The organism is Streptosporangium sp. NPDC048886 (genome assembly GCF_055586905.1).
In genome coordinates, this window is the sequence record NZ_JBVJHH010000016.1 from 110,212 (window position 1) to 124,991 (window position 14,780).

General features: G+C 72.9%; 17 protein-coding genes. 7 read left to right on the plus strand and 10 right to left on the minus strand.

The annotated features are described in order from the left end of the window. The first annotated feature begins 13 nt into the window (after window positions 1-13). Window positions 14-403, plus strand: coding sequence for a sensor histidine kinase (locus tag ACZ6R6_RS21295; RefSeq protein ID WP_470095727.1), 390 nt, complete (start codon window positions 14-16; stop codon window positions 401-403). Between the two features lie 150 nt (window positions 404-553). Here ACZ6R6_RS21295 and map read toward each other — a convergent pair whose 3' ends face one another. Further along, window positions 554-1,402: a type I methionyl aminopeptidase gene (gene map, locus ACZ6R6_RS21300; RefSeq protein ID WP_470095729.1), complete on the minus strand. Its 849-nt coding sequence runs from the start codon at window positions 1,400-1,402 to the stop codon at window positions 554-556. Between the two features lie 45 nt (window positions 1,403-1,447). On the opposite strand from map, the gene ACZ6R6_RS21305 reads away from it, so the two are divergent. Beyond that, window positions 1,448-1,633, plus strand: coding sequence for a hypothetical protein (locus ACZ6R6_RS21305; RefSeq protein WP_306857451.1), 186 nt, complete (start codon window positions 1,448-1,450; stop codon window positions 1,631-1,633). Here ACZ6R6_RS21305 and ACZ6R6_RS21310 read toward each other — a convergent pair. Together ACZ6R6_RS21310 and ACZ6R6_RS21315 are read right to left on the minus strand one after the other, a co-directional pair. Next, complete coding sequence (locus ACZ6R6_RS21310; protein ID WP_470095731.1) at window positions 1,630-2,328, minus strand: cyclase family protein; 699 nt, start codon at window positions 2,326-2,328, stop codon at window positions 1,630-1,632. The two genes, ACZ6R6_RS21305 and ACZ6R6_RS21310, sit on opposite strands and share 4 nt — an antisense overlap. Then, window positions 2,325-2,594: a CBU_0592 family membrane protein gene (locus tag ACZ6R6_RS21315; RefSeq protein WP_470095733.1), complete on the minus strand. Its 270-nt coding sequence runs from the start codon at window positions 2,592-2,594 to the stop codon at window positions 2,325-2,327. The genes ACZ6R6_RS21310 and ACZ6R6_RS21315 overlap by 4 nt, the downstream gene beginning before the upstream one ends. A gap of 103 nt (window positions 2,595-2,697) precedes the next feature. Between ACZ6R6_RS21315 and ACZ6R6_RS21320 the strand changes: the two genes are divergently transcribed. Beyond that, entirely contained in the window at window positions 2,698-3,639 is a 942-nt protein-coding gene (locus tag ACZ6R6_RS21320; protein WP_470095735.1) for a LysR family transcriptional regulator, read from the plus strand. A gap of 37 nt (window positions 3,640-3,676) precedes the next feature. Here ACZ6R6_RS21320 and ACZ6R6_RS21325 read toward each other — a convergent pair whose 3' ends face one another. Continuing rightward, window positions 3,677-4,255: a hypothetical protein gene (locus ACZ6R6_RS21325; RefSeq protein ID WP_470095737.1), complete on the minus strand. Its 579-nt coding sequence runs from the start codon at window positions 4,253-4,255 to the stop codon at window positions 3,677-3,679. Window positions 4,256-4,378: 123 nt separating this feature from the next. On the opposite strand from ACZ6R6_RS21325, the gene npdG reads away from it, so the two are divergent. After that, a complete protein-coding gene (gene npdG / locus ACZ6R6_RS21330; RefSeq protein ID WP_470095739.1) occupies window positions 4,379-5,044 on the plus strand; it encodes an NADPH-dependent F420 reductase in 666 nt (221 codons plus the stop codon). Window positions 5,045-5,255: 211 nt separating this feature from the next. On the opposite strand, the gene ACZ6R6_RS21335 is transcribed toward npdG, so the two are convergent. Genes ACZ6R6_RS21335 through ACZ6R6_RS21355 form a run of 5 tightly spaced genes read right to left on the minus strand, consistent with a single transcriptional unit; the run spans window position 5,256 to window position 10,147 of the window. Next, complete coding sequence (locus ACZ6R6_RS21335) at window positions 5,256-5,861, minus strand: response regulator transcription factor (RefSeq protein WP_470095741.1); 606 nt, start codon at window positions 5,859-5,861, stop codon at window positions 5,256-5,258. Further along, window positions 5,858-6,961 (minus strand): sensor histidine kinase, encoded by a 1,104-nt coding sequence (locus ACZ6R6_RS21340; protein ID WP_470095743.1) that lies wholly within the window; start codon window positions 6,959-6,961, stop codon window positions 5,858-5,860. The genes ACZ6R6_RS21335 and ACZ6R6_RS21340 overlap by 4 nt, the downstream gene beginning before the upstream one ends. A 10-nt stretch (window positions 6,962-6,971) precedes the next feature. Then, on the minus strand, window positions 6,972-7,742 hold the full coding sequence (locus tag ACZ6R6_RS21345; RefSeq protein WP_470095745.1) for an ABC transporter permease: 771 nt from the start codon (window positions 7,740-7,742) through the stop codon (window positions 6,972-6,974). 2 nt (window positions 7,743-7,744) lie between these two features. Further along, on the minus strand, window positions 7,745-8,653 hold the full coding sequence (locus ACZ6R6_RS21350; protein WP_470095747.1) for an ABC transporter ATP-binding protein: 909 nt from the start codon (window positions 8,651-8,653) through the stop codon (window positions 7,745-7,747). Between the two features lie 57 nt (window positions 8,654-8,710). Beyond that, the gene (locus ACZ6R6_RS21355) at window positions 8,711-10,147 is read right to left on the minus strand and encodes an aminotransferase-like domain-containing protein (protein ID WP_470095749.1); all 1,437 of its coding nucleotides are present in this window, start codon (window positions 10,145-10,147) and stop codon (window positions 8,711-8,713) included. A gap of 62 nt (window positions 10,148-10,209) precedes the next feature. On the opposite strand from ACZ6R6_RS21355, the gene ACZ6R6_RS21360 reads away from it, so the two are divergent. Together ACZ6R6_RS21360 and ACZ6R6_RS21365 are read left to right on the plus strand one after the other, a co-directional pair. After that, complete coding sequence (locus ACZ6R6_RS21360; protein ID WP_470095751.1) at window positions 10,210-11,382, plus strand: trans-sulfuration enzyme family protein; 1,173 nt, start codon at window positions 10,210-10,212, stop codon at window positions 11,380-11,382. Window positions 11,383-11,440: 58 nt separating this feature from the next. Then, entirely contained in the window at window positions 11,441-12,448 is a 1,008-nt protein-coding gene (locus ACZ6R6_RS21365; protein WP_470095753.1) for a DUF2278 family protein, read from the plus strand. A gap of 87 nt (window positions 12,449-12,535) precedes the next feature. Here ACZ6R6_RS21365 and panB read toward each other — a convergent pair whose 3' ends face one another. Further along, complete coding sequence (gene panB, locus ACZ6R6_RS21370) at window positions 12,536-13,381, minus strand: 3-methyl-2-oxobutanoate hydroxymethyltransferase (protein WP_470095755.1); 846 nt, start codon at window positions 13,379-13,381, stop codon at window positions 12,536-12,538. 161 nt (window positions 13,382-13,542) lie between these two features. Here panB and ACZ6R6_RS21375 point away from each other — a divergent pair, with 161 nt between their 5' ends. After that, the gene (locus ACZ6R6_RS21375; RefSeq protein ID WP_470095757.1) at window positions 13,543-14,736 is read left to right on the plus strand and encodes an MFS transporter; all 1,194 of its coding nucleotides are present in this window, start codon (window positions 13,543-13,545) and stop codon (window positions 14,734-14,736) included. Window positions 14,737-14,780 lie beyond the last annotated feature (44 nt).

Consider the following 14,780-nt stretch of genomic DNA (forward strand, 5'->3'; position numbering starts at 1 on the left):
CGAGGAAGTGCGCATGCGTGGGGACCGGAGCCTGGCGCAGGCTCTTGAGGAGCATCTCGCCGAGTGGGCCGAGCGCACCGGGACCGTCGCCGAGATCTGGGCGCTGCCCGGTGACGACGTCGACCCCCGGACCGCCCGGGCCGTCATGGCCACGCTGGGCGAGGCGCTGTCCAACGTCGAGCGGCACAGCCGGGCCGGTGCGGTCTCCGTCGCCGTGACCCTGGGCCGCGGCGGCCTGCGCATGACCGTGAGCGACGACGGCGTCGGCTTCTCCGGCCCCGCCGCCGGCCGGGGGATCGCGGTCATGCGGGCCGAGTTCGCCGGTCTCGGCGGCACGCTCACCGTCAACGGCGTCGAGGGCGGCGGGACCACCGTCACCGGGGTGGTGCCCCGCGGGCGCTGACGGAGCGGGCGCCGCCATGGCGGGGGTTCTCGCCACGGTGGTTCCCGGCGGGCGCCGTCACGGCCGAGACTCCGTCACGGTGACGGCCCGCCGGATACGCGGGCGCGCCACCCGGCGGGTACGGCGTGCGGGAGGCTCCCCGGCGGGGCCTCAGGGGAGCGTCAGGATCTCCCGGCCGGTGTCGGTGACCAGGATGGTGTGCTCGAACTGGGCGGTCCGCTTGCGGTCCTTGGTCACGGCGGTCCAGCCGTCGGGCCAGATGTCGTAGTCGATGGTGCCGAGGGTCAGCATGGGCTCGATGGTGAACGTCATGCCGGGCTCCAGGGTGACCGCCAGCGACGGGTCGTCGTAGTGCGGGACGATCAGGCCGGAGTGGAAGGTGGTGCCGATGCCGTGGCCGGTGAAGTCGCGGATCACGCCGTAGCCGAACCGCTTGGCGTAGGCCTCGATGACGCGGCCGACCACGTTGAGCTGACGGCCGGGTGCGACGGCCCTGATCGCGCGGTCGGTGGCCTCGCGGGTGCGCTCGACCAGCAGGCGTGACTCCTCGTCCACGTCGCCGACCAGGAAGGTGGCGTCGGTGTCGCCGTGCACGCCGCCGATGAAGGCGGTGATGTCCACGTTGACGATGTCGCCATCGCGCAGCACCGTGTCGTCCGGGATGCCGTGGCAGATCACCTCGTTGATCGAGGTGCACAGCGACTTGGGATAGCCCCGGTAGCCGAGCGTGCTGGGGTAGGCGCCGTGGTCGCAGAGGAACTCGTGGCCGATCCGGTCGAGCTCGTCGGTGGTGACGCCGGGCGCCACGTGCCTGCCGACCTCCTCGAGCGCCTGGCCGGCCAGTTTGCCCGCGATCCGCATCCGCTCGATGATCTCGGGTGTCTTGACATCGGACTCGCCGGTCTTCGGGGATTTCTTCCCGACATACTCCGGCCGCTCGATGCCGGCGGGGACCTTGCGGGTGGGCGAGATCCGCCCGGGCTGGAGCAGTGTCGTCATGGTCCCCCAGTCTAGTTGTGCTTCCCAGTGGGCAGTATTGCCGTCATGAGTGATCAGTGGTGGTTCTGCCTGAAGCACATGGCGGTCGAACCCGATGAGGGGTGCCCCAACAAGGACCGGCTCGGCCCCTACGAGACCCGGGAGGCCGCGGCCAACGCGCTGAAGACCGCGGCCGAGCGCAACGAGGCGTGGCGGGAGGAGGACAAGACCTGGGAGGGGGAGGACAGCTAGCGGACGGCCGCGGGCGCCGCCCCGGACCGGTGCGGCTGGCCGTTCACGACCGCGTAGGCGCGGACCGGGAAGGTGCCCATGCCCACCACCATCGGCGGGACGGCGTGGAAGCGGAAGCCGGTGTCGGGGAGCGCGCCCAGGCCGGTCATGTGCTCCACGATCGGGATGCCCGCGCCGAGCAGGAGCGTGTGCGCGGGGCGTTCGCCGCGCGGCGGGGTGTCGTCGATGTTCAGCGTGTCGATCCCGACGAGCGCCGCGCCCTGGGCCACGAGCCACCCGGCCGCCGCGGGTTCGAGGTAGGGGTGGCCGTGGAAGTAGTCCTCGGTGCCGAAGTGCCGGTCCCAGCCGGTCTGGACGAGCACGGCCTTCCCCCGCACGTCGTGTCCGGCGAACCGGTCCAGCCCCACCGAGCGCAGGCCCTCGGCCCGCACGACCACTCCCGGCAGGTCGGCGATCGCCTCCAGCGGCACCCCGGACAGGTCGGCGCCGTCGGGGTAGCGGTGGTACGGGGTGTCCAGGTAGGTGCCGGTGTTGGCGACCAGCTCGATGCTGCCGATGTGGAACTCGGTGCCGGGCGCGTAGACCTCGCGCGAGGCCTCTCTGGTCAGGTGCGCGCCGAGCCGCGGTCCGGGGACGCCCGGATAGGTACGCATGCCCTCGGTGATGGGGTGGCTCAGTTCGACCAGCCGGGTCATGGGGTGTTCACCGTCTTCTTCCTGGGTCTGGTCCTGGCCATCCGGGTGACGGCCGCCAGGCCGATCACCCCCCAGACGACGTTGAGGATCGCCGAGGGCCAGGCCGAGTGGTAGGCCGTATTGATCATCAGGGCGACCGCCCCGACGAGGTTGATCGTCTGGTACGGCATGCCGTCCCCGGCCATCCGGGAGGCGGACACCATGGCGTAGCCGTACAGCATGAGACCGGCGCCGATCCAGCCGAGCACGTTGACAAGGACGGACATCGAATCACATGCCGGTTGAAAAGGGGTGCATGCCGCAATGATCCCCGGCTGTCTCACTGAAGGGCAAGTTAAGCCTCCTTAATATCCGCGTAAGCTCAGCTGTATGGATATCGACCCCCGGCGGCTCCGGATACTCCATGAGGTCGCACGCCGCGGCGGCGTCATGCGGGCGGCCGAGGCGCTGCACCTGACCGCCTCGGCGGTCTCCCAGCAGCTCGCGCTCCTGGAGCGGGAGGTCGGGCTGGCGCTCCTGGACCGGTCGCAGCGCAGGATCACGCTCACTCCGGCCGGGCGGGTCCTCGCCGGATACGCCGAGCGGGTCGAGGAGGAGCTGGCCGAGGCGAAGCGGGAGCTGACCCGTTTCGCCGAGCTGCTGGCCGGGCCGGTGTCGATCGCGGCGTTCCCGACGGTCATCAAGCACCTGCTGGTGCCCGCCCTGGGCACGCTGGCCGAGCGCCACCCGCAGATCAGGCCCCGCATCCGCGAGCTGTACGGCCCGCCGGCCCTGGAGGAGCTCCGCCTGGGCGGCATCGATCTGGCCATCACCGAGCAGGACGCCGACAAGCCCGCCCCGGCACGCTCCTCGATCGTCTCCCACCGCCTCTACGTGGACGAATACCGCATCGTGGTGCCGCCGGGCTGGACGGAGGTCCCGCGTGAGGTCGCGGAGCTGGGCGGCGTGCCCTGGGTGGCGGGACCGCCGGACCAGGCGTGCGGGCACGCGCTGGAGCGGCTGGCCGCCCTGCACGGCTTCACCCCGCACCGGGCTCACGTGATCGAGGAGTTCCCGCCCACCCTCGCCCTGGTGGCGGCGGGGCACGGGGTGGCGATCGTGCCGTCGCTGGCCCTGCTGGAGGTCCCGGCGGGCGAGGTCGTGGTCACCGACATCACCGGCGTCGGCGCCCGCCGCCTGAACGCCGTCACCCGCGTCAGCCGTACCCGGTCGGGGGAGCCCGGCCCGGTGCAGGCCGTGGTCGTCGCCGCGCTCAGAGAGGCCGCCGAGGGGCTGCCCGCGCGGCTCGGTGAGCGCTACGGCGCCCGCTGACCGGCGGTCCCGGTGGTGTGCGGCCCGGCGGCTCCGGTCAGTCGGTGACGCGGGGGCCGCTGACCCGCTCCAGCAGCCGGGCCAGCCGGTCACGCAGACCCGGGCGGCGGTCGGTCTCGCCCGCCGCCATGCTGATCAGGTGCTGGGCCCCGTCGAAGGAGATCGGGGCCTGGCCGGGGACCGTCAGCGCGTCGTGGGCCAGCCCTTCCAGCTCGGGGTCGCCGCCGTCCAGGGCCAGGATGGTGGCTCCGGTGCGCCGGGCGTCGCTCACCCGTTCCAGCAGGGACCCGGGGGCCCGCTCCTCGGCCACGACGAACAATGTCTCGCCCCGCCCGGCCTGCTCGATCCGCTCCAGCCCGACCCGCAGGTGCGCGGGCGAGCCGGGGACGGGCGCCCAGCGCACCAGCGTGGGGGCGAGCTGGGGCAGCCCGGCGAGCCGGGCCTCATCACCGAGGTGCGCGGTCAGGTGCCAGGGCTCCTCCTCGGGCGTGCCGACCACCAGCAGGCCCCCGGGGGATCGCGTCGCGCGCAGGGCGAGCCCGAGCCGGCGGGTGTGCTCCACCCAGCCGGTCGAGTCCAGGATCTCGCGCAGGAGTGCCACCGACCGAGCGTCCATGTGCTCCATGGTGCCCCAGTCACCCCAGGTTGGTCCCGGGAACACGGGCCCTGGCATGATCTGAGCATGCCGTACGGCCGGGCGGACCCGGCGCCGACGGACCAGGACGACGAGGAGCGACGGGTGAGCACTGACAGTCTGGACGTGAGCGAGATCACGATCGGGATCCTGGGCGGCACCGGCGATCAGGGCAAGGGCCTGGCCAGGCGGTTCGCCATGGCGGGCCACACCGTGCTGATCGGCTCGCGCAGCGCGGAGCGGGCGCGGGAGGTGGCGGCGGGCCTCGGGGTGCCGGCCGGCGGCGCGGACAACGCGACAGTGGCGGCCGAGGCCGACGTGGTGATCGTGGCGACCCCGTGGGAGGGCCACAGGCCCACCCTGGAGTCCCTGCGGGCCGAGCTGGCCGGCAAGATCGTCATCGACTGCGTCAACCCGATGGGCTTCGACAAGCAGGGCGCCTACGCGCTGGCCGTCGAGGAGGGCAGCGCCGCCCAGCAGGCCGCCGCGGTCCTCCCGGACAGCCGTGTGGTCGCCGCCTTCCACCACGTCTCGGCCGTCCTGCTGCTGGACCCCGAGGTCGCCGAGATCGACCTGGACGTGCTCGTCCTGGGCGACGACCGTGCGGCCACCGACACGGTCCAGGAGCTCGCCGCCCGGATCCCGGGCGTCCGCGGCGTATACGGCGGCCGCCTGCGCAACGCCCACCAGGTCGAGGCGCTGACCGCCAACCTCATCTCCATCAACCGCCGTTACAAGGCCCACGCCGGCCTCCGCGTCACCGACGTCTGACACCGTCCCGACATCTGACTCCCGCACCGACGTCCGGCCCCCGCACGGGCCCGTCCGGAACGGCACGCAGCGGGCCACCCGGTGGCGTCACTCCCTCTGGGAGCTCGGCGTCCACGGGCCCTGAACCCGGGCGGCCGGCGCCGGACCGCCGGCCCGGACGGTGAGAGCCGTTCCTGCGGACCCCGTGCCGGCAGGGCCCGCGGGACAGGTCTCAGATCCAGCCGACGTCCTCGGCGATCCGGACCGCGTCGATCTTGTTGCGGGCGCCGGTCTTGGTGATGGCGCTGGTCAGGTAGTTGCGCACCGTCCCGGTGGACAGATGCAGCCGTCCGGCGATCTCCTCGGCCGGGGCGCCCTTCGCGGCCTCCCTGAGCACGGTGGCCTCGCGGGGGGTCAGCGGGCTCGCGCCGTACTCGATGGCGGCGGCCACCAGCTCGGGGTCCAGCACCCGCAGGCCCTGGGCGGTGCGCCGGACCGCCTCCGCCAGGTGGTCACCGGGGGCGTCCTTGACCAGGAACGCCTCGATGCCCTCCGCCAGCGCCCTGCGCACCTGGCCCGGCTGGCCCATCGCGGTGAGGATCAGGATCCGGCAGCCGGGCAGCGTCCTGCGCAGCTCCGCCGAGGCGGTGATGCCGTCGACCCCGGGCAGGTCGATGTCGACCACCGCCACGTCCGGCCGGGTCCGCAGGGCCTCGGGGACGATCCGGTCGCCGCGGACGACCTCGGCGACCACGTCGATGTCGGGCTCCAGCCTCAGCAGCGCGCTGAGCGCCGCCCTGATCATGTGCATGTCCTCGGCGAGCAGCACACGGATCATGCCGGCACCTCCATCGCGAGCCGGAACCCGCCGTTCTCGGTCCGCCCGGCGCTGACCGAGCCGCCCAGGCCGTCGGCCCGTTCCTTCAGGCCGGTCAGCCCGTTGCCGTCGGCCGAGCGCCCGTGGGCGCGGTCGTTGACCAGCTCCAGCCGTACGGTGCCGGCCCCGGCGGAGGTGGTGATCGAGCAGATCGTCGCCCGGCTGTGCCGCACCACGTTGGTGATCCCCTCGCGCACCGCCCAGGCCAGCGCCTCGTCGACCGGCCGGGACACCCGGAGCTCGGCGAGGTTGGTCTGGCAGCTCACCCCGGACGCCTCCAGCAGCGCGACCGCCCGGTGCACTTCCTCCCGCAGCGACATCTCCCGGTAGCCCCGCGCGACCTGCCGCACCTCCTGGGCGGCGTCCCTGGCCACGTGGACCAGCTCCGACAGCTCCGCCCGCGCCGCCTCGGGGTCGCGCTCGACCAGCCTGCGGGCGAGGTCGCCCTTGAGGGCGACGGCGGTCAGGCTGCTGCCCAGCCCGTCGTGCAGGTCCCGGGAGATCCGCAGCCGCTCCCGCAGCACCGCGGCCTCCGCCAGCTCCGTCCTGGCCTGCTCCAGCTCCTTGCTGACGACGACCAGCCGGACCACCCCGTAGATCACGAATCCGGTGACGAAGAGGGTGGTGACGGCGGAGAAACCCACGAGCGGGTTGAAACCCTGCGGGTCGGCGCTCCCGGCGGCTATGAAGTCGACCACCGCCATCGGGGCCAGGCAGCCGAGGGCCAACGGCAGCCGCAGGCGCAGCAGCACCGAGCCGAGCAGGATGGCTTGGGTGCCCCACCAGAAGCCGCCGACCTCGGCCGGGAGGATCACCATCGGGGCGTAGGCGGAGACCGCCTGCACCACGAGCCCGGCGACCGGTCCACCCGGCTCGGCGCCACGCAGGGCGGCGCGGACGTGCAGGAAGTGCGGAATGAAGAAACCGGGCAGCACGGCCGATAGCACGGCGGCCCCGGCCGCTCCGCCGTACCGGGCGATCACGATCACCGGGGAGACAGTGAAGCCCACGGAGAGCAGCACGATCACACCGATCGCCAGCCGCTGGGGGGTTATCCGCATATCAGCGAACCTATGGCCTTCGGGTCTCCCACCGGAACCAGCGCGCCGTCGCGAGGAGCCCGGCGACCCCCCAGACGGCCAGCTTCAGGGCCGGTACGGCGGCCGCCCGCAGGTCACCGGCGAGGGTGCCGTCCGCGGCGTAGGCCGCCTGGGCCGCCTCGACGAGGGCGCCGGTGGGCAGCAGGCCGAGCACCGTGCCGACCCAGCCGGGAAGGATCTCCAGGACCGGGCCGAAGCCACCGGCGCCGACACCGCTCAGAAAGAAGACCGGCATGGCCATGACGGCCGCCAGCTCCGTGCGGGGGACGATCGCGGTGAACGCCGTTCCCAGCAGGCACAGGACGGCGGCGCCCGCGACCACGAACACCAGATACAGCAGCGGGTCGCGCGGCGCGGGCAGGCCGGTCAGCGAGTACAGCGCCACCGAGACCACGGCCGTCAGCAACGTGCTCTGGACGACCAGGTTGCCGATCTCCCCGCCGGGGATGGCGGGATCGCTCAGCCCGGTGGTCCGCATCCGCTTGAGGACGAGCTGGTCGCGGCGGGCGGTGAGCGTGACCGCGATCTGGTTGAACGTCGCGAGGGTGAGGACCATCGCGAGCACCCCCAGGTGCTGGTTCAGCAGGAACTCCGGGTGGCCCGGACGGACCTTGTCCATCATGAACGGCAGCCCGATGCCCAGGCCCAGAAACAGCAGCACGGACGTGCTCAACGCGGTGCGGTCCCGCCAGAAGAGACGGCCGCTGAAGCGGGTCACCACCGCCAGATCGCGTGCGGACATGGTCATGCCACCTTCTTGTCGTTCTCCTCGCCGGCGGCGAGGTCCAGGAACAGGTCTTCGAGCGTCGCCGTGCGGACCTCCAGGCCGCGCAGGCGCAGGCCGCGCTCGCCGGCCCAGCCCAGCAGGGTCTGGGCGGCGAGGTCGGGGTCGGCGGCGCGGCAGACCGCGGTGCGGCCCTCCACCGAGGTGACGGGGATCGGCAGGTCCTCCGGGGCGACGGCGGGAGGAAGCTCGAAGGCGACCCGGCCCGTCTGGGAGGCCAGGGTCTCGGCCATGCCGCCGTGCGCGACGATCAGCCCCCGATCCATGATCGCCATGCTGGCGGCCAGTCGCTGGGCCTCCTCCAGATAGTGCGTGGTGAGCAGGATCGTGGTGCCCTGCCCGGCGAGGTCCCGGATGACCTCCCAGGTGTTCTGGCGCGCCTCCGGGTCCATCCCGGTGGTGGGCTCGTCGAGGAACAGGACGTCGGGCCGGCTCAGCAGGGCCAGGGTCAGGTCCAGGCGGCGCTTCTCCCCGCCGGAGAGCTGACGCACCTTCGTGGCGGCCCTGCCGCCCAGCCCGGTGAGCTCCAGGGCCTCCGCCCGCGAGCGGGGAGCGGCGACGAACTCCCGCCAGGCGTCCACGGTCTGTGCCACGGTCAGGTCGGGGAAGAATCCCGCCTCCTGGAGCATGATCCCGGTGCTCGCGCGGACCTTGGCCCGGTCCCTGGCCGGGTCGAGGCCCAGCACGCGCACCGTGCCCTCATCCGGAACCTGGAAGCCCGCAAGCACCTCCACCGTCGTGGTCTTCCCCGCACCGTTGCGCCCGAGCAGGGCGAAGATCTCGCCGCGCGGGACGTCGAAGGAGATGCCTCCGACGGCTACGAAGTCTCCGTAGCCCTTGGTGAGCCCGTCCACCTGAATCGCTTTCATGTCTCCGATCCTGGAGCCCGGCCTCCCCCGGCGACAGTGAGGAATTCACGACTCCGCTCAGACGACGAGGGCCCGCAGGGTGTGGGGGTGGCGGGCCCCGTCGTAGTCGTGCCAGGCGGCGGCGAGCCTGGTGACCGACTCGGTGAGCGTCTCCTCGGAGAACAGGAACGGCAGCCGCAGCCGGTCGCCGTGGCCGCCCGAGGGGTCGAAGGAGCGTCCCGGGGCCACCGCCACCCGGTGGCGGAGGGCCACCTGGGCGAAGGCGTCGGCGTCGCCGTGCGGCAGCCGCACCCAGATCGTCTGCCCGCCGAGCGCGGGTCCGGAGGTCCAGTCGGGCAGCAGTCTGGCCAGTTCGGCGCGGAGGTGGTCATGGCGCCGGCGGAGGAGGCCGGTGCGCTCGCGGCGCAGCTCGTCGACGCGGGACAGCAGCCAGGCCGAGGCGAGCTGGGCGAGCACGTCGCCGCCGAGGTCGTGGACGGCCCGCAGCCGGGCCAGCCGCGAGATCAGCGACGGCGCCGCGCGGATCCAGCCGACGCGCAGGCCGCCCCAGACCAGCTTGCTCAGCGAGCCGACGGTGATCAGTTGCTCCGCCGTCCCGTAGCAGGCCAGCGGGGGAGGGGGCTCGCCGGCGAAGAAGAGCTCGGCGGGGACCTCGTCGTCGATGACCGGCACGTCGTGCTCGCCGGCGAGCGCGGCCAGGCGGCGGCGGGTCAGCGCGGGCATGACCGCGCCGGTCGGGTTGTGGCCCGTCGGGACGACGTAGCCCAGGGCCGGCCGGTCGGCCAGCGCCGCGCAGAACTCCCCGGCGTCGGCGGCCGTGCGGAACAGGGCGGCGGCGTCCCGGAACGACTCCAGCGCGCCGGGGTAGGTGGGCGCCTCGGTCAGCACGGTGTCACCGGGGGATACCAGCAGGTTCGCCAGCAGGGTCAGCGCCTGCTGCGCGCCGTTGGTGACCAGGATCTGCCCGGCGGCGGTGGGCACGCCGCGCGCGCGGTAGTAGGACGCGAGGGCCTCGCGCAGCGTCGGGTGCCCGGCGGGGTGGTAGCCGATGTCGTGCCGGACCCGCGCCAGCCGGGCCGCCGCCGCCTGGTAGGCCTCGATCAGCACCGGGGGAGGCTCGTCCGGCGCGGCGCAGGTCAGCAGGGTGACGCCGTCCGGCGGGGACAGCAGGTGCAGGAGCAGGGGGTTGACCACGCCGCTGGGGGCGAGGCCGCGGGTGGCGGGCAGGTCGGCGGCGCAGACCCGGGTGCCGCTGCCCTGCCGGCGCACCACCTTGCCCTCCTGCTGGAGCTGGTCGTAGGCCGCGACCACGGTGCCCCTGCCCACCGCGAGCCACCGCGCGAGGACCCGGTCGGGGGGCAGCAGGGTGTCCGGAGGCAGCTCGCCGTCGTCGATCAGGGTGCGCAGCCGTACGGCGAGCAGGAGGTACAGGGGGCCCCGACCGGACGACCAGCGTCCGAGACGGGCGACAAGTTGCTCAGAATTGGCTCGCATGATGAACCAATCTTGCCCGATTGGCTCTGACAAGCGGCCAATCAGCCGGACATTCTTGATGCATGACTGAACTTCGTCCGGAGACCCGTGCCGTCCACCTCCCCCAGCCGCAGCTCCAGGGCAGCCGGCCCATCGCGGTGCCGCTCTACCAGACCTCGGGGTTCGTCTTCGACGACCCGGCCGTCTTCGCCGACGGGATGGGCCGCCCCGACGGGGCCTTCGTCTACGGGCGGCTGTCGAACCCGACGGTCCGGTCGCTGGAGGAGGCCGTCGCGGGTCTGGAGGGCGGCGTCGGCGCCGTCGCCACCGGGTCGGGCATGGGGGCCGTCAACTCCGTGCTGCTCGGTCTGCTCAAGCCCGGCGACCACCTGATCGCGCAGAAGCCGCTCTACGGCGGCACCGCCGCGATGATCAACGACCTGGTGGCGCGGTTCCAGATCACGGTCTCCTACGTGCCCGAAGACGACCCGGCGGCGCTGCGCGCGGCCGTGCGGCCCGAGACCAGGCTGGTCTACCTGGAGACGATCGCCAATCCGGTGACCCAGGTCGCCGACCTGCCGGGGATGTGCGCGGCGGCCCGCGAGGCCGGGCTGGTCTCGGTGGTGGACAACACCTTCGCCTCGCCGATCCTGTGCCGCCCGCTGGAGCACGGCGCCGACATCGTCGTCCACTCCACGACCAAGTATCTGAGCGGGCACACCGACGTGGTCGGCGGCATCGCGGTCTTCGCCTCCGAGGAGCTCTACCGGAAGGTGTGGCACTTCGCGGTCGAGCTGGGCGCCACCGCCGACCCGTTCGCCGCCTGGCTCACCCTGCGGGGCCTGCAGACCCTGCCGCTGCGGATGGAGCGCCACTGCTCCAATGCCCGCGAGCTGGCCGTCCGCCTGGACAACCACCCGGCGGTGTCGGCCGTGCACTGGCCGGGCCTGCCCTCGCACCCCTCGCACAAGCTGGCCACGGAGCTGCTGCCGGACTTCGGCGGCGTCTTCTCCTTCGACCTGACCGGCGGGCGCGCGGCGGGGGAGCGGTTCATGAGCTCGGTACGGCTGGCGCTGCTGGCGCCCTCGCTCGGCGGCGTGGAGACGCTCATCCTGCACCCGGCGACCACCTCCCACCGCTCACTGACGGCCGAGGAGCTCGCCCGCCACGGGATCGGCGAGGGAACGGTCCGGGTCGCGGTGGGCATCGAGCACATCGAGGATCTCTGGGCCGATTTCGCTCAGGCGCTTTCCTGATTTTTCACGTAATGCCACTGTGTAGAGCGAAAAGTCGGCCCTTTCGGAAGGTGGATCGATGCCGCTGAAGAGCTACGGGGTTCTCGTGGGGCGGGCCGTGGACAGCCGGCGCGAGGACGGCGCCGACACTCCGCACTACCAGGTCCACCTCGTCGACGGGGCGGGGACCTCCTACCGGATCGCCGTCAACGTCGAGTCCCAGCAGGCCCCTTCGGAGCTGCTCCATCTCGTCGACGAGGACTTCCGGCACCCCGTGACCGAGTTCCTCGCCCAGGCCGCCGGAGGCTGGAACGCGCTGCCGTCCCGTCCCGGCGGCGCGGCACTCGACTACATCCGGGGCAACCTGTTCGACCCCGCGGCCCTGCGCCCGCTCCCGCCCGACCTGCCGGGGGTGGACAACGACCTGGCCGACAGGCTCGACCACTACGTCCAGCGGGCGATCGCCGACCCCGGGGCGACCGTATACGCCTTCGGCGAGCGCTGGGGCCCCGAACCGGCGACCCCCGACAAGGTCTTCGGGTTCCGGCCCGGCAACGGCGTGCACGACATCCACATGAACCAGGGCAACTCCCGGCGCTTCCGCGGGGACGACGGCGTGTGGCAGGACGGCGGCCTGCTCCTGCGCTTCCCCGCCGAACCACGCTGGATCGCGATCTTCCTGGCCTTCCAGTCCCAGGCCTGGCACACCGACGACACCACCGGGCACGCCCTGGACGGCGCGCCCGAGCGGCCCGCCACCGGCCAGGAGCCCGTCCGCGTCCTCGCCGCGCTGGTCAACCCCGCCGGGCCGGCGCCCGAGCGCGAGGTCGTCACCCTGCTGAACGCCTCCCCGGAGCCGGTCGACCTCACCGGATGGCGGCTGGCCGACCGGCAGAAGAACGCCTTCCCGCTGCCGCCCGGCCCGCTGCCCCCCGGCGCCACGCTCCCGATCGCCGTCGGCGCCCCGTTCACGCTGGGCAACGGCGGGGGAGCGATCACGCTGCTCGACGCCGCCGGGCTCAAGGTCCACGGGGTCTCCTACGGCGCGGAGCAGGGCGGCCGGGAGGGCTGGACGGTCACTTTCTGAGCCGGGCGCGGATCCCGCGCGGGGCGTGGACGGGCCGCCGCCCCGGTGCTCCGGGATCTCCCGGGGCGCCGGGGCGGCGGCGGCGCGTCAGTGGTAGCTGTGCTCGGGGGTGGGGAAGGCCCCGCTGGTCACCTCGTCGGCGTAGGCGCGGACGGCCCTGTCCATCTCCCCGGCCAGGTCGAAGTATTTCTTGACGAACTTGGCGGGGTGGGCGGTCAGCCCCATCAGGTCCTGCCAGACCAGGACCTGGGCGTCGGTGGCGGGACCGGCGCCGATGCCGATGGTGGGGATCGACAGGGACGTGGTGACCCGCTCGGCGAGGTCGCTGGGGACGCACTCCAGGACCACGGAGAAGGCCCCGGCGTACTCCAGGTCCTTGGCGTCGGCCATGAGCTCGTCACCGGACTGGCCGCGGCCCTGCACCCGGTAGCCGCCGAAGGCGTTGACCGACTGGGGGGTCAGGCCGAGGTGGGCCATGACGGGGATGCCGGCCGAGACCAGGGCCTCGACCTGGGGGAGCACCCGGCGGCCGCCCTCCAGCTTGACCGCGTGGGCGCCGGCCTCCTTCATGAAGCGGGCGGCCGTCTCCAGCGCCTGCTGCGGTGAGGACTGGTAGGAGCCGAACGGCAGGTCGGCGACCACCAGCGCGCGCGACGAGCCGCGCACCACGGCGGCCGTCAGCGGCATGAGGTCGTCCACCGAGACCGGCAGCGTCGAGTCGTAGCCGTAGACGACCATGGCGGCCGAGTCGCCGACGAGCAGCACCGGGATGCCTGCCTCGTCGAAGACCCTGGCGGTCATCGCGTCGTAGGCGGTGACCATCGGCCACTTCTCACCCCGCTCCTTGGCGGCGGCGATGTCGCGGACGGTGATCCTTCGCCCTGTCTGGCCGCCGTAGAGAGCGGTCGGCCGACTGGTGACGGAAGAGGACATCAAACCCTCCAGAAGAGTCTCGAGGCGCCCCAGTGGCGTCCCCGGACGTTTCCGATGATTGCACGCGGTCGGCTGGTTAAACACCCCCGACCCCGGCGGTAATCCGGTGGCGGAAGTGTCGGTGCCGTACGCCACAATGCATGCGGAGGTAAGCAATCAAAATGGCTATCGAACCTTACCGTCGCCTGCTCGCCCTTCCGGGCGTGCGGACGTTGCTGCTGGTGGGCCTGGTGGCCCGGATCCCGTCCACGGCGACGGGCATCACGCTGACGCTGCACATCCGCAGTCTCGGCATGGGCTGGCTGGCGGCAGGGGCGGTCGGCACGGCCACCACGGTGGGGATGGCGGTCGGGGCGCCGCTGGCCGGACGGTTCGTCGACAGGCACGGCCTGCGTCCGGTGCTGGTGGTGACCACCGTCGCCCAGCTCGCCTTCTGGTCCTGCGCGTGGGCGCTTCCCTACCCCGCGCTGGTGGTCGCCTCGGTGGTGGCCGGGCTGCTGGGTCTGCCGGTCTTCAGCGTGATCCGGCAGTGCCTGACGGCCCTGGTCCCGCCCGCGCAGCGCAGGATCGGCTTCTCCCTTGACTCGATCATGGTCGAGCTGTCCTACATGACCGGACCCGCCCTCGGGGTCGTCGGGATCACCTCGCTCGGCAGCACGTGGACGATGTGCGTCGTCGCGGCCGGTCTGACCGGCGCCGGCGTGGCGTTGATCCTGCTGAACCCGCCGATCCGCTCGGCCGAGGAGCTCCAGGAGCCGGCGGAGAAGGTCCTGCGGCGCCAGTGGCTGACCCCGGGCCTGATCACGCTGCTGGGCACCGCGTCGGCGGCCACCTTCGTGCTGACCGCCACCGAGCTGGCGCTGGTGGCGACCGTCGAGCAGGCCGGTGACACGGCGTGGACCGGCCTGGCGATCGGACTGTGGTGCGTCTACTCGATGGTCGGCGGCTTCGTCTACGGCGGGCTGCCGCGGGGCTTCTCCCCGCTGGTCCTGATCGGTGCGATGGGCCTGTTCACCGTCCCGGTCGGCCTGGTGGGCGGCGACTGGCGGTGGGTGATCGTCGCGCTCGCCCCGGCGGGATTGCTGTGCGCCCCCGGCCTGTCGTCCACGATCGAGACCCTCAGCCGCTGGGTCCCGGCGGGTGCCCGCGGGGAGGCGATGGGCCTGCACGGCACGGCTCTGCTCATCGGCGGCGCGGTCTCGGCGTCGATCGCCGGAGCGGTCATCGACGGTGCCGGCGCGGGCTGGACCTTCGCCCTCGCGGGCCTGGTCGGCATGGTGATGGTGCTGGTGGCACTGCCGTTCTGGCGGCGGATCCCGGCGGCGGCCGAGAAGCCGGTGCCCGTCACCGTCTGAGCCCCCATCCGTTGACACGGGATGAATACGAAACGAAACTGTTG